The following is a 19,745-nucleotide window of genomic DNA, read 5'->3' as shown; positions in this document are numbered from 1 at the left end:
CCGACATAAGTTTCATCAATTTCAATGGCTCCAGTCAATTGGTCCCGTCCAGGACGTACCATGGCACGACGCAATTTTAGTTGTCAAAACTTCATTCCTTTTCAGCCGCCGGATAATTCCGTTTCAATCGGCAAAAACTTGCAAATAACAGCGCGTAACAATTGAACCTGTCCTGGATATTATGTACAATTGGAGGGAATCAATATTTGAAACAATTGCGGCGATCTCATCGGGTTCAATTGAACGCGCTCTAATTTACTCAAACAGTTTGCCGACTGAAACAAAATCATCCGGCGGCTGTCGTAAAATCTACTTAGAAGGTATCCTATCGGAACATATTTTTGGCAATCGCTATAGTAATCGAGAAAAGTTTGTAAATGCTATGAACCGTTTAATTTTGTAGCCGCTATTTTTACCGCCTCAATGATCTGAACATAACCGGTGCAGCGGCAAATATTGCCGCTCAACGCCAGTTTGATATCTTCATCTGCGGGATTTTTTTTATGATCCAGCAAGGCTTTGGCGGAAAGGATCATGCCGGGGGTGCAAAAGCCGCACTGGACGGCGCCGGCCTCAAGAAAGGATTCCTGGAGGGGGTGAAGGGTATCCCCCCGGGCCAAACCTTCAATGGTGATGACGCTTTTGCCCTGTGCTTTCATGGCCGGGACCAGGCATGAATTCACCGGTATCCCATTGAGCAGAACCGTACAGGCGCCGCACTCACCATCACCGCAGCCCTGTTTGGTTCCCGTCAGCAATAAACGATCCCGTAGCACGTCGATCAGGCGGTCATCCGCCTCAACCTCAACAAGTGTAATTTCGCCGTTGAGCGTGAAACTCAGATTATGTTTGATGGTTCTCTGCGTCATAACGGTTCCTCATCTTTCTTATTGGCGGGACCCGGACTAACATGCAAGCCTTTCGCTTGCGTCCATGATTACCTGTTTAACAAGCACTTTTAATAATTCGCGGCGATAATCGGCACAACCCCTCAGGCAGCTGCTTCTGGGATTGGCTTCCCGGCTGGCCAATATGGCGGCTTCGTCGATGGCTTTTAAATCGCCCAGCGCAGCGCCTCTTAAAACAACTTCGGCCTGTTGGGGACGAAAAGGTCTGTCCGCCACCGGACCTATCGCTAAGCGAGCGGAAATGATTGTCTCATTTTCACAGGTCAGCGCAGCGGCTGCGTTGACGATGGGAAAACAAAATGAATTGCGCGGTGAAATGCGGCCGTAAGCATTGCCGTGTTTCTTTTGCGGTCTGGGAATTTTGATGGCGGTGATAATCTCCCGGCTGCTGTCGATTTTGCTTTGGCCCACCCCGGCATAGAGATCTTCAACCGCCGCCGAGCGTTTCCCCTCCGGCGAGGCGATTTCCACGCTGGCATCTAAAGCCACAAGGGCTACGGCCGCGTCCGCCCCCGGCATGGCCGTGACAATGTTTCCGGTTAATGTTGCGATATTGCGAATCTGGGGGGAACCGATACTTCCGCAGGCCCTGGTTAGGGCCGGCCAGGTTTGGGATAGGGTTTCGTTTCCAGCAACCTGGGCATGGGTGGTTCCGGCACCGACAACCAGATCGGTCTGGGTTTCGAACAGATCGCAGAAGTTTTCAATGCCGGTGACATCCACCAGGACGGTTGGTTTAAGTTTTTTTTGCGCCAGTTTTGGCATCAGGTCGGTACCGCCGGCGATGAGCATGACGCGTCCTCTAAAGCGGTTCAGCAGGGCCAGGCATTCATCAATGCTTTCAGGGATCAGATACTGTTCGATGCTCATGGGATTACCTCACGGAGTTGATACCGCATTCCGGGTAGAGGGCTGCGAACACGTCCTCGGCCGTTATGGGCAGCTTTTTTATGCGCACGCCGACGGCATCTTCAATGGCATTTGCAATGGCCGGCGCCATGGGGATCAGGGTCGGTTCGCCCACACCCTTTGCACCATAGGGCCCCACCGGGTCATTGGTTTCAACAAAAATCGGTGTAACGAGCGGCATGTCGCGGATGGTGATCAGGTTGTAATTTCGCAGGCTCGTGGTTTTGAGGTCGCCGTTTTCATAAACGATGTTTTCATAAAGGGCCCAGCCGGCTCCCTGGGCGATGCCGCCGAAGACTTGGCCGCGGACCCCATTGGGATTGATGACGCGGCCGACATCATGGGCGGCGGCAACCCGCAATACCCTGACCTGGCCGGTTTGGGTGTCCACTTCAACCTCTACAGCCTGGGCGGCATAGGTATAAGCACTGGAATAGTCGCCGTAGAATTTATCATCCGCTCCCTGGGTGGGGGGATCGTAGGCTACGCAAGCGGTCAGCGCTTGGGTTGTTTTGGACCGAATGGCGTTTTGACAAAGCTTGGCCACCGACAGTTTTCGATCGGGATCGGATTTGATCAACACCGTACCGTTTTTGATCTCAAGAAGTTCGGGGGGAACATCCATTAAATTGCCGGCCAGATCCAGCAACTGCTCTTTGACTTTCAGCGATGCCAGGTAAACCGCTTTGCCGCCGACAGTGGTCACCCGGCTGGAATAAGACCCGAAGCAAAAGGGGCTGACATCGGTATCCAGGGGCATGACGATGACGTCTTCAACGGAAATGCCCAAGGTTTCGGCTGCTATCATGGCAAAGATGGTTCGGGCGCCTTGTCCCATATCACTTTCGCCATGATAGACCACCAGCTTGCCGTCTTCTTGAAAACGGACCATGGAGGATGAACCGTCAAAATTATTGCCGGCGCGATTGCCGGACACATGATTCATGCAGGCGATGCCGATGCCGCGTTTGATGCGCCCGCCGTTACCTGTTTTTGGCTGACGGTCTTTGGTGATGGCAGCAGCCGCCTTTTCCAGACATTCTCCCAAGCCGCAGCTGCGCAGCTGCCAGCCGTGCAGGGTGGTGTCGCCCTGGCGGGACGCGTTTTTCAGCCGGACCTGAAGCGGGTCGAGCCCCAGTTTGCGTGAACAGATGTTGATCATGGATTCAAGGGCAAAGTGCGACTGGGAGTTGCCGTAACCTCTAAACCCGCTGGTGGGCGTTTTGTTGGTGTAGGCCAAACAGGATTCGGTCCGGGTGGCTTTAAAGCGGTACAGACAATCGGTCCGCATGGACATGTTCAGGGTTACCTTGGGTGCAGCCCAGGAATAGGCCCCGTTATCCGCCAAAATCTGCATCGCTTTGCAGATCATCGTCCCGTCCTTCATCATTCCCAGCGTAACTTTGATGCGAGCAGAGACCCGCGGACGGGAGGCAATGAATTCTTCCTGCCGGGTCATGACGTACTTGACCGGGCGCTTTGCTTTTTTGGCCAAAAGGGCAATGAGGGGATGAAAATTGCGGATCCATATTTTGCCGCCGAAGGCGCCGCCGATGGTGGGAACCTTAATGCTGATTTGACTGGGGCTGGTTCCCAGGGCCTTTGCGATTTCAGAGCGGGCCTGAAACGCGGCCTGGATGCCGCTATAAATACTTAAACGGCCATCCGGCTCCCAGTTTGCAATAACACCGAAGGGCTCCAGATAACAGGGCAGCACCCGTGGGGTCGTGAATTCTTCTCTAAAGACATGATCGCAGCGCGCCAGTTCACGCTCATAGTTTCCACGTTCAATCCGGTAGCCTTTGGCGATATTGCCCGGTTTATCGGCATGGACCAGGGGGGCATCCACTTTTATGGCCGATTCCGGATCGAAGACGGCGGGCAGCGGTTCGTATTCGACTTTAATTAAATCCAGGGCCTTTCTGGCAATTTTAGGGCTGACGGCGGCAACTGCAGCGACTTCTTCGCCGGCATAACGGACCTTATCCGTGGGCAGGATGGTGGTGTCCGGCACATCGCAGCCGAAGCGGTTTGCAGGACACTCCGCCCCCGTTAAGACGGCCTTTACGCCGGGCAATGCAGCGGCCCCGGAAATATCGATTTTTATGATACGGGCATGGGCGTGGGGTGATCGCAGGATCCGGGCATACAGCATTCCCGGCAGGATGATATCATCCAGATACCGGGCCTGGCCTTTGACTTTTTCCAAACCGTCAACAAACCTTATGGGGCGACCGAGCACGGCGTGAGTGTTTTCCATTTTCTACCTCATTTTGGGCAAGCCTGAACCAAGCGGGCAAATTTCGGCGGCCATATGCCGACCTGGTTTTGAATAAAAACAATCGCAGCGGCAATCATTTCCTGGTCGTACAGCAGTCGGGCGTGTTCCCTAGCGCCCGCCACCGCCCGGGAAACAGCTTGCGGGCTTAACCCGCCGATACGGCAGGTGACCAGATGCCCCTGAATGTCGGTCAGCGCGTCTATCATTTCAGCCGAACAGCGTTCGATTCCGGGATGGTCACAGGTTGCTGCATTGGCTACGGCCGTGGCAGCGGCATCGGCCAAGGCACTGCTTTTGGCAAAACACGTAACAGCCGAAGCAATCCCCTTTGTCAGGCTGCGGCCGCCGAAACCGCTGGTGGCAACCCCTTCTATATAAGAAAGGCCGCTGCTGTCGGGCAGGTCGACCACATGCGTAACATTCCCGCGGGCCAGATCCGCCACCAATCCGATCCGGACAGGCTGTTTGGACTTGCCGCGGCAGAAGGCGATGTCACCGCCGTTGTTTACAATGACCCTGTCGGCGCCTTCGGAAATGACGTTTTCTTTTACCATGTCTGAAAATGCGCCGGCCACAGCCGCCATGGGGGTGACGTCGCCCTGGTTTAGCAGGGCTGCAGCATGGATCATGCGCTCCAGTACTTGCGGCAGATGCGGCAGATTGATTGCGGTTAATTGCGCTATCGGTTTCCGGGCGATTGGTAAATGTTCCGACAGCACCTGTAGTAGGCGCAGCGCTTTTTTTGCACCGGCCACGGCCGGGTCTTCCGCCGGCAAGCGGTTGCGCCAGGCGGAAATGGTCATGTGAACCGGCCCGTGGTCAACCAGAACACTGCCCGGTGCGATTATATGATATCCCTCTGGCAAAATCGGTCATCCTTTTAAAGACGTGTTGGTAAATCCGCAAGGCGCCGGTTCAATTTTTAATCTTTTCGGATTCGACCGTGGCGCAAATCTCCGGCGGCGGCGTCTGCTGGCTGCGGTTACGGATCACGATCCGGCCGTCAATCAGCGCCATTGAAATTCCCAACAGGTTACCTTCTTTCAGCGCCGCCAAAGGGTTTTCACCGGGAGAGCCCTGTATTTTACCAAGAATAATCAGATCAGCCGGTTTGTCGATTTGAATAACCCCGGAGTCCAGATGGTGCGCCCGCGCCGGCCCGCCTGTGGCCATGCAAATGGCCTCTTCAGGTTTTACCCCATCAGCAGAAGCGACTACCGCCATGATGCGCAGCATTCCCCGCGGGGTCACACCTGCACCGCTGGGGGTATCGGTTCCTAAAATGATGCGGCCGAGCTCATTGCGCTCGGATACCATCTGCAACAGTTTAACGGTGTAGGCATTATTGCCGTTGTAAACGATTTCAAGAAAGGCGTTTGTCTTTCTGACAACCGTTTCCATATCATTCAAAGACAAAGGGATCGGGCCGCCGGTTATGTGGCCGATGATATCCGGTTGAATTTCTAAAATAACGCCTGCATCTGCCGCACGGCTGACACCGGAACGGGAGACGCCGCCCGCATGAATTTTGATCTTTAATTTTTTTTGGCGGGCCCAGGAGGTGTAATTGGCGGTTTCTCCAGGATCGTCACCGTAAGGATAAAAGATGAATTTGACGCATTTGCTGCCGGCAGCTGCAACAGCCTCAAAATCGGACTCCGTTAATCCCGGAACCAGCAGCAGCGTTCCGGCTTCCACTTTTACCCCTCCGGGCCGGTAGCGGTCATAACAGGCCCGGGTGACAATGGCCAGGGATCTGAAAACAACCGGGTCCGGATCGTCTATGGGGAGGCCGGGCAGATGAAGTTCTCCGGCTGATACCATGCGGGTGGTCCCGCCGTGCAAATAATTGCTGATCCAGTTGGTTGCGTTTTGAACCGGCGTAAAATCTCCGATGGAAAGGTGGACATGGGAGTCAATCAGTCCGGGGGTGACCATGTTTTTCCGGGCGTTGATAATGGTATCGGCCTGGGTGCGTTCCGTTCCGATTTCTCTGAAAAGGCCGTCTTCAATATAAATCGAATCGGCCGGACTGACCGGATTTTTGATGTCGCCGGTAATGAGTGTGCCGATATTATAAATGAGTACCGATGCCACCGCATGCCTCCACTTTAACTATTTATTTCATCCCAGGGTCGAGTTTCGCGTTCCTGCAGAAGATCTTCAAGCGTTGTTAAGTTTTGTTGATGCCCCCCCAGGCGGAAATAGGTTTCTTTCTCCATGGTGTATTCCAACGGAACGACAACAGCCGGCGAAGGTGTCCAGGAAAATGGGCGCCAGCGCATTTTGGCAACATCCACCAGAAAATTAATGCCGCCGCCCGGCATGACATATGCGGGAACGCCGCCGACGGTCAGCCGAACATCCCCGTTGTGAACCGCCTGGTTCAGCTTTATCGGATAGGCGGTAATCCCGGCGCGTGCGCTGCCGCCGCAGCCGCCCATGTAAACGGCAGAAGTTAGAGAATTTTCCTTATTTTTCTGTATCAGGCCCTTGATTTCTTCCACCGTCGGGGGAACGGCAAGGGGATGAAACTGCTTGTTTTGATCGGCCTGGAGCAGCGCGGAGTGCCGGCCGGTGACTTCCAGAATCAGCACTTTCATACCGTCCCATACTTTATCCGGATCGGTTATGCTGAAAGCCTGAAGGGGGTCCGTAATATTCGTTCCCCCCCACCCGTTGCCGATATCACCGAAATATCGTCCCGGTGTTGAATATCTGCCGGGGGGCTTAATGCCGCTTGGTTTAAAGCCCAGGATATGGCCCACATGGCTTTCAGAAAATAAACCGGTAATGTCTGAATCCAGGATGATTATCTCATCCGCCAGGTCTTTTAATTTCAACCCAAAGATGCCCATGATGCCGGCGCCACAGGCAATTTTCATGGCATCGGCGGCTATTTTGTCGATAACGGGGGGATGCCCCACCTGGAGCTCCAGTCTGGCGCCTTTGTGAACCTTGAGCGTGAAAGGCTCATTGTTGGCAATGTCGACAATGAGCCGGGTGGTTTTTAAACGGCTTTTGGTTTTCATGATATTGACGCCGCCGATGCTGATCATTTTGGAGCCATATTGTTCGGTGGTGACATGGCCGACGGCGGCCCCGCGGTATTTTACAGTTGCCGTTTCATCGCCGATAAACCGGTCGGTATCGATTTTTACCATGATACTGGAATATGTCAGGGGGGATTCGCTGACCACGGTGACGACATCCACGTCGCCCACTTTTTTTTGGGCGGCATACGGTGCGGGAATATAGTCCGGATAAGTGCTGCCGGCGCCGATGGCCGTAATCAGCGGCTGACTGATCAGGGTTTGGCGATAGCGGTCTTTAAGCGCTTTGGATAGCGGCAGAACCAGGGGCCGGGCGGGTTTGAGTGTGTTCCGTTCGTTGCGGTAACGTTGGCAGGCGCCCAAATATCCCACCGGTATCTGACAACCCACCGGGCAGTGGTCACAGCGAATTTCACGGGCCCGTTCCTCGGTTGGAAGCAATAAGGCCTTTGCCGGGCAGATGGTCACGCACAGTCCGCAGCGGACGCAGTTCTCTCCGAACCGGGGCAGGTTGCTTTCCATTTCGATGGCATGAACTGAACATTCCTGGGAGCAAATTTTACAGCCGGTGCAAAGATCACGGTCTAATTGCATCTAAGGTCCTTTCATTGAACTGTCTGATCTTTTCCCAACCGGTTCCAAAAAGCTGCTGAACTTGGCTGGGGAGCGCCTCTTGTATTTTAATGATATAGATTTCGTGAATGATAAAATCCCGAAACAGCATGACCAGTCCGGTATTATCGGTCCAAAGCCCGCTGCCGCTGTTGTCATTACTGAAATTGGCTATGGCGGCCCGGTTGCTGTCTGCTGCAAATACAAATCGCCGCAGGCCCATTTCCCGCAGGGGATAGTCGGAGGGCTGATGCTGGTAGACGGTTTTCAGCTTAAAATTGGTCGTGCCATAGACAACCGTGTTTAACTTCACGCCTCTTTGAAGGGCCTTTTCGAGGGGCTGCCGGATCGGTCGCAGTTCCTTGGACCAGGTTGCTAAAAAAATCGTATCCGTTGCCTGGTCGATCAGTTCGCGAACTTTGCGAAACACGTCGGTCCGTTTGGTGATGTTCCAGGTAACGAATTCCCTTTTGGCCTGGTTGTTGTATATTCGATTCATGTCAGTGCTGAGCGCTTTTAGGGAATCATCAAATTCTTTTTTTATAGTGGACAGGATGTCGTCGGGTTTCCGGGGAACATATTTGACCGGGTGCGTATCTGTGGCGATAATGAACTGCCGTTCCAACAGCCGGCTTAAGATACCGTAAATTTTAGATGAATGAATACCGGCGTTTTTACTCAAGGTATAACCGGTAACATTATCCTTCTCAAGAAGAGCGAAGTATGCCTTGGCTTCCTGGGGTGATATGCCGAATTGTTGAATCAACGACATGGCTGACTGGTTTGCTGCTGTCATTCAATTTTATATCTACCCGTGGAAGTTAAATGTCAAGGCTTTTTCAGAAAAAAATTTAACTTTTCAACTCTTTTTTATTCTAAGCAACCGGATGGAATATGGTTTTGGCATAAAGGGGATCGGATCGGACAACCCGGCAGAAAATCCGTTACCAGATTTGAGCGGTTGACATTAATAAGCAAACATTTTAGTACACCATAAGTGAGAGATACAGCCTACAAGCTACACGGTTATGGCAAGGGACACAGAGGTTATCTTGGAAACGCGACGGTTTTTTGTTGAAACATCTAATCTGACCGGTTCAACGGCCCTCATTTCAGGACCCGACGCCCGGCACATTAAAACCGTGTTGAGGCTTAAGCCCGGGGATGAAATAGCGCTTTTTGACGGAACCGGCGTGGTCTATTCGGCCAGAATCACTCTATTTTTAGAAAAACAGGTGAAGGTCGATCTGCTCGGCAAGTGCCCCTTTACAGCCGAATCTCCGGTCGATATTACGGTAGCTCAAGCTTATCTAAAAGACAATAAAATGGATATGTTGGTCAGGCAACTGACCGAACTGGGCATTACGGCCTGGCGCCCATTTATTTCAAGGAGGTCGATTCCCAAGCCGGATAATAAGCGTCTTGAGGGCCGCAGGCAGCGCTGGCAGAAAATTGCCCAGGAATCCCTGAAGCAGTGTCGGCGGGGGCGAGTGCCGCAAATTGGCCCAATGGAGAATTACGAAGCGGTTCTGGAGAGGGCTCAAACCAGTGATTTAAAAATTATTTTCTGGGAAAGCGAAAAACAGCCTTTGCAATCATTGGTTGAAACGCCGCAGCCGGGTAGGATCGTCCGGGACATCTTTCTCATTATGGGACCTGAGGGTGGTTTTGCAACACAGGAAGTCCAGCAGGCCGAGGCCTGCGGATTTCAGAGCATCTCACTTGGCCCCAGAATTTTAAAAGCAGAAACGGCAACGGTGACCGCCTGCGCCCTCATTCAGTACCTTTTTGGTGATTTAGGCCAAAAAAATCTTGACAAACAGAAAGGCTTTTAATAACAATCTCACTCTGTTTTTAAGGATGCCGGTTTGTGCCGAGGTAGCTCAGTCGGTAGAGCAGCGGACTGAAAATCCGCGTGTCGGCAGTTCAATTCTGTCCCTCGGCACTCAATTACAAAAAAAGGAGTTGCAGTGAGTCGCAACTCCTTTTTTATTTAATGGCGGCCGGTAGCAACATATACCGGCAAAGGAAATGGTTGAATAAACTTTCAGCGCCTCTGGCTTTGTCTATTAAGCACTGAACGCTTAAGGAGGTTACCGAAAAGCAGCCGGCGCTATTTTTGGCCGAAAATTTTACCAAACAGACCCTTTGTAAAACGGGCCTGGCCTTCAATTAAGATGTTCAACTCACCGCTGTCCAGCCAGACGCCCTTGCATTCCATACACGAGTCAATGATCACGTTCTGGTGATGGATCTCTTTTAAGTCAGAGCCGCACTTGGGGCATTTCATCCAATGAACTTGCTTGCGCAGACTCTTTTCATCTTCTGATCGCTTTTGGTCCATTTCAGTTCGCAATTTACTTATTTTTTCCTGATTCATCTTTAAGAAAAATTCTTCTTCCTTGCTGACCGGTTTTTCTGTAGACATATTTTATCCTCCTATAAATCAACACATTGTTTTTTTTAAGTAAATGTAAGTAAAACACGACCCGCTGTCAAGTCAAGTCATGAATAATTTTTAAGAGATCTTATGGATTTGTCCGAGTTTTTTATCGAGAAAGGCGTTTTTCAATATTTCTGTTTTTTCCCACAGGGATAGACGGACACGATGCATGTAAAATTTATGAATTGACCCTTGACAATTATTGGAAGGTCTAGATACTTAAAGAAATCAAACAATTTATGGATTTTTATGTTTTTAGAGGATGTTCAAAGGAGCCTAAAAAATGAGAACAGTCATCGTTACATTGCTGTTGGCAGCGGCCTTACTGGTAACTGTACCATTTACTCTGGCGGCGGATTCTAATGATTTTCAAGCAACGGCCAATAAAACCGATTCGGCCTGGAAAGATAAAAACATCGAAGCGATAAATACAGTCAGGGCGTTTATCTCGGATTGGGCGGACAGCTGGCAGGAAAAGAATATTGACCGTTATATGTCGTATTACAGCCGAACTTTTCGTTCAGGAGGGGTTGATTACGCCGGCTGGCAGGACAAGAAGGCCCGGATTTTTAAAAGACCCGGAAGTCCTTCCCTCAAGGTGAGCGACTTGTGGGTTGTTATTGAGGGCAATCATGCCAGCGCAAGCTTCATCCAGCATTACCGAGATGCGCATTACTCGGATATCGGTGAAAAGATAATCAATTTAATTAAAAGCAACGGCAACTGGCAGATCATTTCTGAGGAGTGGAAACCCATAAACCGGTAAGTCGCGGCACCGCACTGTTCCATATGATTTGTTAATAAACGATACACTTGCAAAGGCTTAACCGGGTCTCTGTAATTAATATCACAATGTGGCACTTTTTTTATTGACAACGCCATTTGCAATGTATAATGTAAGCGCAGGGTCACTAAATCACCCAGTGGCTCCATTCTTTTCCTCATGCGAAGTGGTCTTCCCTTGGACCACCCCATTCTTTTTTCAATCCAGCCTGTTGCTTATACCCGATCCGTTTAATAATTATTCCGTGGGATCGATAGCAGTGGTCGCCTTGAGCGGTTATGTATGGCCTCTCTCTTGTTGAACTTGACTTTTTTCCATCAGACAGTATAATAGAATCCATTCAATCCGCTGATGTCTCTGCGCAGACAACTTTATCTTTCTGGAACCTGAAAACACCAATCCCCTAGTGATGCGGAACCTGTATTGAAATCGGGCGGCATCGGTCATATTCACCAGCGTTGCCTCTTTAATGGATGTTTAACTTATTAGAAGGTGTTTAAATTCTTGGTCTTTGTGCGTTCATCAACAAAGGGGGTAATAATGACAGCTAAAATTATCATCAGACGAAATGTACCCGAACATAAAGTAAAAGAGCTGACCCCGCTTCTCAGACAGATGAGGAACATTTGTATGAACCAGCCGGGTTATATTTCCGGCGAGACATTAAAAAACTACGATGACCCCGGCAAATTTATGGTAATCAGCACTTGGGAATCCGTAGAGGATTGGAAGCGATGGGTCTCCAGCAGTCAGCGGTTGGAAATACAGATCCAGATAGATTATTTGACAGGGGAACAAACCGAATATGGCATATATGTCTATGCCTGATGTAGAAAGACCTTGGCAGGACATCCCCTTTCACTCAATTACGACGGCCGTTTTAACTCCACCAGCGTGGCACCCCAGCCGCCGGCTTCCAGGGGTGCGGGTTTAGATGACCGCACCAGCGGGTGCTGTCCCAAGATCCCCAGCACCCTGCTCCTGAGTATCCCTTTGCCTTTCCCGTGGATCAGACGTACGGAATAAATTTGTTTTTCAATGCAAGCACTGAAATAATCATCCAGCAGACCGGATAGTTCGCGTGGGTTAAAGGTGTGCAGATCCAGTATGTCCGCAATCGGCAGTTCCACAGGTTTCACGTTGATGCTCCTTAATCCGGGGTTATTAAAAGCTTGCCTCACCCAAAGAGGTAATATAAAATTAAAGTCATCATATCGCATGATGGATCATATATCCACCGCTTACATCTGAATTGAATGCAGGATTTCTGGAAAAGGACATGGAGCTTATCGTTAGTGTTAAATATGTAGGTCTTGCTGTATTGGCTTACCTGATGGGTTCGATACCCTGGGGGTTGATTCTGGCCCGTCGGTTTGGTGCCGTTGATGTTCGGCAGGCGGGCAGTAAAAACATCGGTGCAACCAATGTTTTAAGAACAGCCGGATTGGGATTGGGAATTCTGACGCTGGTCGGCGATCTGTCCAAGGGAGCGCTGCCGGTATGGCTTGCCGCCAAAATGACCGGTCATCCTGAATCGCTGACTGCAACCTATATGTCTGCGGTGGCCTTGTGCGCTTTTGCGGGGCATTTGTACCCTGTTTTTTTAAAGTTTAAAACCGGCGGGAAAGGAGTTGCAACGGCGGCAGGATGTTTTCTGATAATTTCACCCGGCGCCGTGGGTATTGTCCTGATAATTTTTATCCTGTCCGCCGGGATTTCGAACCGGGTCTCAGTGGGATCGCTTGCCGCAGTAGCGGCTTTGGTCCCGGCGGTCTGGTGGGGAACAAACGCGGGGACCTTTACCGCCTGTGCCGGTGTCATGGCCGTATTCATTTATGTCCGCCACAGGGAAAATATCCGTCGGTTGATTTCCGGAACAGAACCGGCCATTTGGGGTAGGAATGATAAATAGAGCCGGTTTTTAAAGCCCCGGTTTCAGTAGATTTTTAAATCTTTCCACCGCCGGATAGAGCAGAAACCCGCCCGAAAGGTTCCGTACCCTAAAACCATGCTGCTGCAGAATACGGGCGGCATAATATGACCGCTGCCCCACAAAACAGTGGGTCCATATTTCTCGGTCCTGTGGAAGTTCCCCCAGGCGCGAACGGAGCACATCCAGTGGAACGTTTACGGCGTTTGTTAGATGGCCTTTCCGGTATTCGCGCGGTGTGCGAACATCCAGTATAAAGCCCTCCGAATTTTGTAAGTCTTGCCAGTGACCCACCGATACATGTCCGCGCAGAACGTTGGCTGCAATCATTCCGGCCAGATTGACAGGATCTTTGGCAGAGCCGAACTGAGGCGCATAGCAGAGTTCTGCCTCCTCAAGATCGTAGACGGTCGCGCTTTTTTGTATCGCCATTGCGATAACGTCAATTCTCTTTTCAACACCTGCCAGGCCGATTGCCTGTGCGCCCAGTACGCGGCCGTCAGTTTTGGAAAAAATCAGTTTCATGGTGATGGTTTTGGCATCGGGGTAGTATCCGGCATGATGATCAGGGTGGAGGTAAATTTTTTCATATGCAGAGATCGGATTCTTCTCTGAAATTTGCTTTAAATATTTTTCGGAGACACCGGTTGAAGCAACTGTTAAACCCAGTACGCCGCAGACGGCCGTTGCCTGACTTCCCCTGAAGCGATGCGGCGATGAACCATCCCCAAAAATATTATCTGCGGCAATGCGGCCCTGCCGGTTGGCCGGGCCGGCCAGGGGAACCAGACGCTTTAAATTCAGGACAACATCCCGGATTTCAACAGCATCGCCCACCGCCCAGATGTTTTCGTCACTGGTTCGCATCTGGTCGTCGACCCAGATGCCGCCGGTTTCACCGATTTTCAGGCCGGCCGACACTGCCAGTTCCGTCCGGGGGCGAACGCCTACAGAGAGAATCACCAGATCGGTTGAAAGTGTCTGCCCGGAGGCCAATAACACCGAAATCGCTTCTCCATCGGGTTTGAATCCAACGACAGCTGAATTAAGGCACAGCGTGACCCCACTGTTTGTGAGATGATCATGAAGAAAGGCAGCCATTTCCGGATCCAGCGAAGGCATCAGATGCGGCTGCATTTCAACGATGGTTGTTTGAATACCCAGCCTTGTAAGACTTTCAGTCATCTCAAGTCCGATAAAACCACCGCCCACCACCACCGCATGCTTGACGGGTCTGGATTCTATCCAACTGATAATTTCGCGGGAGTCCGGGATGGTCCATAGCGTAAAAATGCCCGGCAGTCCGATTCCTTCCAAATTGGGTTTAATGGGTTCCGACCCGGGAGAAAGCACCAGGGCATCATATGTTTCGCGGTAGATCTCACCGGAGGTTAACCTTTGCACCTCAATTTCTTTTTGCCCGGGAAACACCTGACGAACATTCTGGTGTGTGCGAACATCAATATTGAAGCGGTCCCTGAAAAGTTCCGGCGTTGCTACCAGCAGGTCTTCTTCTTTTTTGATGATTTTGCCGACGTAATACGGCAGGCCGCAGTTGGCAAATGATGCATAGGGGCCGCGTTCAAAAACAATAATTTCAGTCTCTTCGGAAAGTCTCCGTGCCCGTGCCGCACAGGAGGCTCCCCCGGCGACGCCGCCCACAACCAGGAGTTTCTTGGGTTTCATATTTTTGTTTTCCTTTAAAGCGAGAGCCATAAAAATGTTATGATCCCTGCCAGAACAAAATTGGTCTCAACCAGAAACTCCAGTTTTATTCCAGGCGGAACGAAGTTGTTTTCATGGGAAAACAGCACAGCCAGGGCAAAAAACGGGCAGATTGTCAGAACAAAACCAAGGTTTGAGAAAACGCCAAAAGCGCTTGAAAACAAGAGCGTGGCCAGATTCAGCCCAATCAGGGCTTTAAGCATGTACAGGGCATTTTTTTGACCCATCAGGATTGGAATGGTTTCTTTGCCGACGATCCGATCGCCCTGCATATCCAAGATGTCAAAAAAGGCGGTTCTGACGAAAACCATGCTGGAGCTCCACAAAAAGACCAGGGGGATTTCAGTTCCAAACAAGCCGGAACCCGTGGATAGCGCCGGCAGGACAGCCGTTACAATGCCCCAGGCGACGGCGATTAGGATTGTTTTTGACCCGGGAATGTCTTTGATTCTCCTGAATTTTATTGATGGGAACCTGTCGGGCACCATCCGGATATTATAGAGCAAACCCATTACGCTCATTGCCAGAATTGTCACAAATGGGATCGGCCCCAGCTGATAAGATTTGACCAGGCCCGAAGCACCGGCAATGATGGCCAATGCTGCAAGCGTTCGCCGGTACTTGTTATAGAACAGGGCTCTTTCCGGATCGTTGTATCGGTCGGATTTTCTACCGGTCAGGTTATTGATAATGTGCATGGAAAGAACGTAAAGCATGGCGATCAGGATATGGGCAAATGAAAAAGGGCTTCGGATCAGTTTTGTTGATGCATAGCAGAGACATCCGGCTCCGATGGCCACATAAATGTTCGTCAGCAGAAGGTTGTGCTGGGCGCTATACAGGAAGCGGCGCCATTTTTGGCCTTTTTTGGTCAGTTCCGTTTCAAGGGTTCGATACACCTTTTTTATTATCCAGTTGGGCGTAGAAGCCCCTGCCGTTATCCCGATAACACGATACTTTTCAAGCGCCTGTATGTCCAGATCCGATTCTGTTTCAATTTGAAAGGCGGGTTTCCCCTTGCTCCGGGCCACTTCCGCCAGCCGTTGGGTATTTCCGCTGTGGTGACCGCCGACCACGATAACCGCATCGACGGATTCAGCCATCCGGGCAACTTCGCGCTGACGTTTTTCAGTGGAATCACATATGGTATTGAATACTTTGTAATGGGGATATTTTCGAGCGGCCCATTGTTTGACGGTTCTAAAAAAAAGTGTATTCTGGGTTGTCTGGGCAACAATGATTGCCTTGTCAAATTCGGGAAGGGCTTCGAGATCCTGGAGGTTTTCAATCGCAAGCCCTTTGCCTTCCGCGTAACCCAACAGCCCAACTACCTCAGGATGATCCTCATCGCCGATAATAATGGCGGTATATCCCTGCTTGGCATATCGTTGAATAATGAGTTGAACCTTTATCACCCTTGGGCAGGTGGCATCCTTTACGGTAAAGCTGGCCTTTTCAAGCAGTTCCTTTGTTTCGGGGGGGACGCCATGTGCCCTGACCAGCAAGGTTCCGTTGCCTTGTTCAGGGATTTGGTCGATAACGGAAATACCCTTTTCCTCTAAAAGAGCGATTGCCTGGGGATTGTGGATTAAGTCGCCAAAGGTATAAATGGGACCCGGATTTTTATTGGCGGTGTCAAGCGCCAGCTCGACAGCTTTGCGAACGCCCATACAGAATCCGGCACTTTTGGCAAGTATGATTTTCATGGAATCAATGTTCTGTTGAGGTGTCTGGAAGTCGCATGCTTTCGGCGTTGCGATGGCCGTCTTTATGTCCAATACCCCTGAGCTGCAAGGCCCATACCGAAAGCAGTGGTTACATTTTTTTTAAATAAACCTTGTGGTCAACCAGCGAAAGAGAATAAATGCAAGCCTTTAAAATCTTCTGGTCGCCGAATATATTAATTAATTTAACACCATCGCCTTCCGGCTCGACTGAATCAACAGCCTCCATGACTAATGTGTTTGAATCGCCATCTACCAAGTAGGCATTCGCTTCGCACATGATTGGTTCTCCTCGTTTGACTTAATAAAAAAAACACGTTGGATTTATCACATGATATCAAAGGATGTCATGTGGTTGTAATTATTCATGGGGTTCAATCGGTGGAATGGTTGCTTGAACCCTTTTCCGTTATAAAGCTTTTCAGACTTTTTTGGGTTAACGTTTGGATAAGATGCGGCAACGGCAGCATTGACACGCCGACAATCTCAATATTCTCCTGGGTAAGCGGCAGCAGGTATTTCCGAGCCGGGCTGGATGACACAGCTTCCGCTATATTAGGGGTTATTTCACCCATCATGGCATTTGCCACAATGATACTCAAAGGGCCGATGATGATATCGACCTTGGGAACGGTTTGGACTATTGCGTTTTCTCCCGAAGCTCCTCGATTGGCTCCTGCTTTCAACATTTGGGTGGTGGCAATGGCATTGGTCCCCAAGGCAATGATTTCAGACTTATCAACGTCGAGCCCGTATAAGTTTTTTATTATCGTGCTGCCGATACCGCCACCCTGACCATCAATGACACATATTATTTTCATTTAGAATCAAAAGCCTCCCGGCAGGTCGAAAAATTATTTTAGATGATTCCGAAGAATCTTAAGCCTTAACAATCCGTCTGAATGATACCGGTAAAATAAAATCAAAAGTTGAATCCAACAAGGAATTTAACAATCCGTGCAGACTTTGGCAACAGGAGAATATGTCTTTTTCTAAAGTTTGCGGGTTTTTATTTTGTTTTTCCGTTCGCGCTTTGGCAGGCGCCGGTTGGGTCCCTTTTTTTTCGTCGAAGGATTCCAGCTTTTAACATCAAGAGAATCTGAACTGTCATCCGGAGCGGAGGAGGTTCGCGCAATCTTTTCGGAAAAATGGAGCGAACTGATAACAGCAGCGCCTTGGGACATTGCAAAAACGGCTATATCCCGGTCAGAGCTGACAACCAGCGCTTTCTCCTTCTCTCTTGCGGACATTCTTTTGATAATGGTATCGGCTAATTCGCCGGGGCGGGAAAACAGAATATCGATTTTATTGATGCGATCTTTCGTCTGGGTGAAAACAGGTGCATTGGCGCCGTCAAAGACCACGGTTATCCGGTGGCGCTTCCTCTTTTTGTAGAAAGCCAGCTCCTCGATCAGCATCTGACGCCCAAGCTGTATGTCCTCAAGGTCCAAGCGCTTTAATTGCGGCGATTGACGGATAAGATTATAACCGTCTATAATAATATGAAGCGACATATTTTCTCGGCGAAACAGCCTGGGGACAAGTTAAGGCGACAGATTGAAAAGGCCTAAAAGGCGGTCAAGATCTTCGTCGCTGTAAAATTCGATTTCAACTTTGCCTTTTTTCCCGTGTTGCTTGATTTGAACCTTGGTGCCGAACTGACGCGAAAGCTCATCCGACAGATCGGAAAGATGCCTGTCTTTGGTGCTTGGCTGGGGTTTGAGGGGTTGTTTTGTTCCGGTATTTAAACGTTTAACCAGCGCCTCGGTCTGCCGGACGGATAATCCTTTGGAAATGACCATTCGGTAGGCAGCGGTCTGCAGGGCGGCTGTGGGGGCCCCTAATAGTGACCGTGCGTGCCCCATGCTCAGGGCGCCTTCGGCAATGCTGGATTTGATCTGTTCAGGCAACTGACGAAGCCTTAAAAAATTTGCAACCGACGACCTGCTTTTACCGACCCGTTCAGCCGCCTGATCCTGGGTCAGTTCAAATTCGGTAATCAACTGGAAGTAAGCCTCCGCCGTTTCCAAAGGATTTAAGTCCTCCCGTTGGATATTTTCTATAATGGTCAGTTCAAGCATATCCTTGTCAGATATGCTTTTGGTAACCACCGGCACCTGCTTTAAACCAGCCATTTTTGCGGCTCGGAGCCTTCTCTCGCCGGCTATCAGTTCATAACCGTTGTCGTCTTTGCGGACCAAAAGCGGTTGAAGAATGCCCTGATTTTTTATGGACAGGCTCAAATCATTTAGTTCGTTTTCGGCAAATCGTCGACGGGGCTGAAACCGATTGGGCCGAATCAGTTCAATCTCACAGTGGAAATAATCGGTGGGCCTTTTTGACTCGAAATCAAAGTCAGGTATAAGGGCATCCAGTCCTTTACCAAGTACCAGTTTTTTTCTCTTTTTTGCCAGAGGATCGGACCCTTGTAATGCTTTGCCTTTCTGCATGCTGTTCCTTTAAAAAGAATGATCGCTGTTAGAGTGCCCTCGCCGAATTATTCATGATTTCATTTGCCAGATCAAAATAGCTTTGCGCCCCAACGGAAGTGGCATCATAAAGCAGAATGGGTTTTCCAAAACTGGGCGCTTCACCCAACCGGACATTGCGGGGAACGGTGGTTTTGAAAACAAGATTTTTGAAATATTTTTCAGCATCTTCGGCAACCTGATGGGAAAGATTGGTCCGCTTGTCAAACATGGTCAGCAGGATGCCGATGATTTTCAAGTCCGGATTGAGTCCGAGTTTAACCCGTTTGATGGTTTGCAGCAGTTGTCCCAGTCCTTCCAGTGCATAAAATTCGCACTGCAGGGGAATCAGCATATAGTCGGCCGCTGTCATGGCGTTTAGCGTTAATAGGCTTAATGAGGGCGGACAGTCCAGTATAATATAATCAAAAGACTCCTTCAGTTCGGATATCAGGTCCTTTAGTATTTTTTCACGATTCGGTTTCGACATCATTTCGACTTCAAAACCAATCAGTTCAACCCGGGAAGGTATCACCTTTAAAGCTTCAATACTGCTGCCGACAATCAAACTTTTAACCGGGGTATCGCCGATCATTGCATGATATAGTGTTTTTTCAATGCCGGCCTTGTCTATACCGATGCCGGTCGTAGCATTTGCCTGGGGGTCACAGTCCACCAGCAGCGTTCTTTTCTCTGAAACAGCCAGAGAAGCCGAAAGATTGATCGCCGTTGTGGTTTTCCCAACGCCGCCTTTCTGATTTGATATGCAAATGACATTAGCCATAGCCGAAATTTGTATCACAAATCTATAGGTTTGAAAAGGCTTTAAGAATCCTAAATCCACCGCCTAATATTAAGCGCGGACGTATTTTAGATTGGCGGAGACTTTTTTAACAAAAATTTCACTC

The 19,745-nt window shown here is 50.0% G+C and carries 20 protein-coding genes and 1 tRNA gene; 5 read left to right on the top strand and 16 right to left on the bottom strand.

Translation table 11 applies throughout. From position 1 onward, the window contains the following. Nucleotides 1-380: 380 nt before the first annotated feature. The 7 genes from P1P89_17080 to P1P89_17050 are packed head-to-tail and all read right to left on the bottom strand — an operon-like array spanning nucleotide 381 to nucleotide 8,559. The gene (locus P1P89_17080; GenBank protein MDF1593231.1) at nucleotides 381-869 is read right to left on the bottom strand and encodes a (2Fe-2S)-binding protein; all 489 of its coding nucleotides are present in this window, start codon (nucleotides 867-869) and stop codon (nucleotides 381-383) included. 36 nt (nucleotides 870-905) lie between these two features. Then, complete coding sequence (locus P1P89_17075; GenBank protein MDF1593230.1) at nucleotides 906-1,778, bottom strand: FAD binding domain-containing protein; 873 nt, start codon at nucleotides 1,776-1,778, stop codon at nucleotides 906-908. 4 nt (nucleotides 1,779-1,782) lie between these two features. Beyond that, nucleotides 1,783-4,077 (bottom strand): xanthine dehydrogenase family protein molybdopterin-binding subunit, encoded by a 2,295-nt coding sequence (locus P1P89_17070; protein MDF1593229.1) that lies wholly within the window; start codon nucleotides 4,075-4,077, stop codon nucleotides 1,783-1,785. An 8-nt stretch (nucleotides 4,078-4,085) separates the two neighbouring features. Beyond that, nucleotides 4,086-4,964 carry a hypothetical protein gene (locus P1P89_17065; protein MDF1593228.1) on the bottom strand — a complete coding sequence of 293 codons (879 nt, stop codon included), beginning with the start codon at nucleotides 4,962-4,964 and terminating at the stop codon, nucleotides 4,086-4,088. 49 nt (nucleotides 4,965-5,013) lie between these two features. Continuing rightward, nucleotides 5,014-6,195 (bottom strand): amidohydrolase family protein, encoded by a 1,182-nt coding sequence (locus tag P1P89_17060; protein ID MDF1593227.1) that lies wholly within the window; start codon nucleotides 6,193-6,195, stop codon nucleotides 5,014-5,016. A gap of 14 nt (nucleotides 6,196-6,209) precedes the next feature. Beyond that, on the bottom strand, nucleotides 6,210-7,745 hold the full coding sequence (locus P1P89_17055; GenBank protein ID MDF1593226.1) for a 4Fe-4S binding protein: 1,536 nt from the start codon (nucleotides 7,743-7,745) through the stop codon (nucleotides 6,210-6,212). Then, nucleotides 7,729-8,559 (bottom strand): helix-turn-helix domain-containing protein, encoded by an 831-nt coding sequence (locus P1P89_17050; GenBank protein MDF1593225.1) that lies wholly within the window; start codon nucleotides 8,557-8,559, stop codon nucleotides 7,729-7,731. The genes P1P89_17055 and P1P89_17050 overlap by 17 nt, the downstream gene beginning before the upstream one ends. A gap of 256 nt (nucleotides 8,560-8,815) precedes the next feature. Between P1P89_17050 and P1P89_17045 the strand changes: the two genes are divergently transcribed. Both P1P89_17045 and P1P89_17040 read left to right on the top strand, forming a co-directional pair. Next, nucleotides 8,816-9,598, top strand: coding sequence for a 16S rRNA (uracil(1498)-N(3))-methyltransferase (locus tag P1P89_17045; GenBank protein ID MDF1593224.1), 783 nt, complete (start codon nucleotides 8,816-8,818; stop codon nucleotides 9,596-9,598). A 37-nt stretch (nucleotides 9,599-9,635) separates the two neighbouring features. Next, a tRNA-Phe gene (locus P1P89_17040) sits at nucleotides 9,636-9,708 on the top strand. Nucleotides 9,709-9,876: 168 nt separating this feature from the next. Here the strand turns inward: P1P89_17040 and P1P89_17035 are convergent. Further along, nucleotides 9,877-10,191, bottom strand: coding sequence for a zf-TFIIB domain-containing protein (locus tag P1P89_17035; GenBank protein ID MDF1593223.1), 315 nt, complete (start codon nucleotides 10,189-10,191; stop codon nucleotides 9,877-9,879). Nucleotides 10,192-10,489: 298 nt separating this feature from the next. Between P1P89_17035 and P1P89_17030 the strand changes: the two genes are divergently transcribed. After that, the gene (locus P1P89_17030; protein MDF1593222.1) at nucleotides 10,490-10,972 is read left to right on the top strand and encodes a hypothetical protein; all 483 of its coding nucleotides are present in this window, start codon (nucleotides 10,490-10,492) and stop codon (nucleotides 10,970-10,972) included. A 558-nt stretch (nucleotides 10,973-11,530) separates the two neighbouring features. After that, nucleotides 11,531-11,818: an antibiotic biosynthesis monooxygenase gene (locus P1P89_17025; protein MDF1593221.1), complete on the top strand. Its 288-nt coding sequence runs from the start codon at nucleotides 11,531-11,533 to the stop codon at nucleotides 11,816-11,818. A gap of 38 nt (nucleotides 11,819-11,856) precedes the next feature. Here the strand turns inward: P1P89_17025 and P1P89_17020 are convergent, their stop codons facing one another. Beyond that, complete coding sequence (locus P1P89_17020) at nucleotides 11,857-12,129, bottom strand: Smr/MutS family protein (GenBank protein MDF1593220.1); 273 nt, start codon at nucleotides 12,127-12,129, stop codon at nucleotides 11,857-11,859. A gap of 140 nt (nucleotides 12,130-12,269) precedes the next feature. Here P1P89_17020 and plsY point away from each other — a divergent pair, with 140 nt between their 5' ends. Next, entirely contained in the window at nucleotides 12,270-12,902 is a 633-nt protein-coding gene (gene plsY / locus P1P89_17015; GenBank protein ID MDF1593219.1) for a glycerol-3-phosphate 1-O-acyltransferase PlsY, read from the top strand. A 9-nt stretch (nucleotides 12,903-12,911) separates the two neighbouring features. Here plsY and P1P89_17010 read toward each other — a convergent pair whose 3' ends face one another. The 7 genes from P1P89_17010 to P1P89_16980 form a co-directional block, all read right to left on the bottom strand. Then, nucleotides 12,912-14,606, bottom strand: a complete 1,695-nt coding sequence (locus P1P89_17010) for an FAD-dependent oxidoreductase (protein MDF1593218.1) — start codon at nucleotides 14,604-14,606, stop codon at nucleotides 12,912-12,914. A gap of 14 nt (nucleotides 14,607-14,620) precedes the next feature. After that, nucleotides 14,621-16,351, bottom strand: a complete 1,731-nt coding sequence (ispH, locus tag P1P89_17005) for a 4-hydroxy-3-methylbut-2-enyl diphosphate reductase (protein MDF1593217.1) — start codon at nucleotides 16,349-16,351, stop codon at nucleotides 14,621-14,623. Nucleotides 16,352-16,460: 109 nt separating this feature from the next. Further along, nucleotides 16,461-16,649, bottom strand: a complete 189-nt coding sequence (locus tag P1P89_17000; GenBank protein ID MDF1593216.1) for a CooT family nickel-binding protein — start codon at nucleotides 16,647-16,649, stop codon at nucleotides 16,461-16,463. A gap of 94 nt (nucleotides 16,650-16,743) precedes the next feature. Beyond that, complete coding sequence (locus P1P89_16995; protein MDF1593215.1) at nucleotides 16,744-17,190, bottom strand: DUF3842 family protein; 447 nt, start codon at nucleotides 17,188-17,190, stop codon at nucleotides 16,744-16,746. Between the two features lie 171 nt (nucleotides 17,191-17,361). Next, nucleotides 17,362-17,883, bottom strand: coding sequence for an NYN domain-containing protein (locus tag P1P89_16990; protein MDF1593214.1), 522 nt, complete (start codon nucleotides 17,881-17,883; stop codon nucleotides 17,362-17,364). 30 nt (nucleotides 17,884-17,913) lie between these two features. Continuing rightward, complete coding sequence (locus tag P1P89_16985; protein ID MDF1593213.1) at nucleotides 17,914-18,819, bottom strand: ParB/RepB/Spo0J family partition protein; 906 nt, start codon at nucleotides 18,817-18,819, stop codon at nucleotides 17,914-17,916. A gap of 28 nt (nucleotides 18,820-18,847) precedes the next feature. After that, a complete protein-coding gene (locus tag P1P89_16980) occupies nucleotides 18,848-19,621 on the bottom strand; it encodes an AAA family ATPase (protein MDF1593212.1) in 774 nt (257 codons plus the stop codon). Nucleotides 19,622-19,745 lie beyond the last annotated feature (124 nt).

Source organism: Desulfobacterales bacterium (assembly GCA_029211065.1).
Taxonomy (GTDB): Bacteria; Desulfobacterota; Desulfobacteria; order Desulfobacterales; family JARGFK01; genus JARGFK01.
Note: the sequence above shows the minus strand (reverse complement) of the source record. Positions and strands in the feature narration are given on the sequence as shown.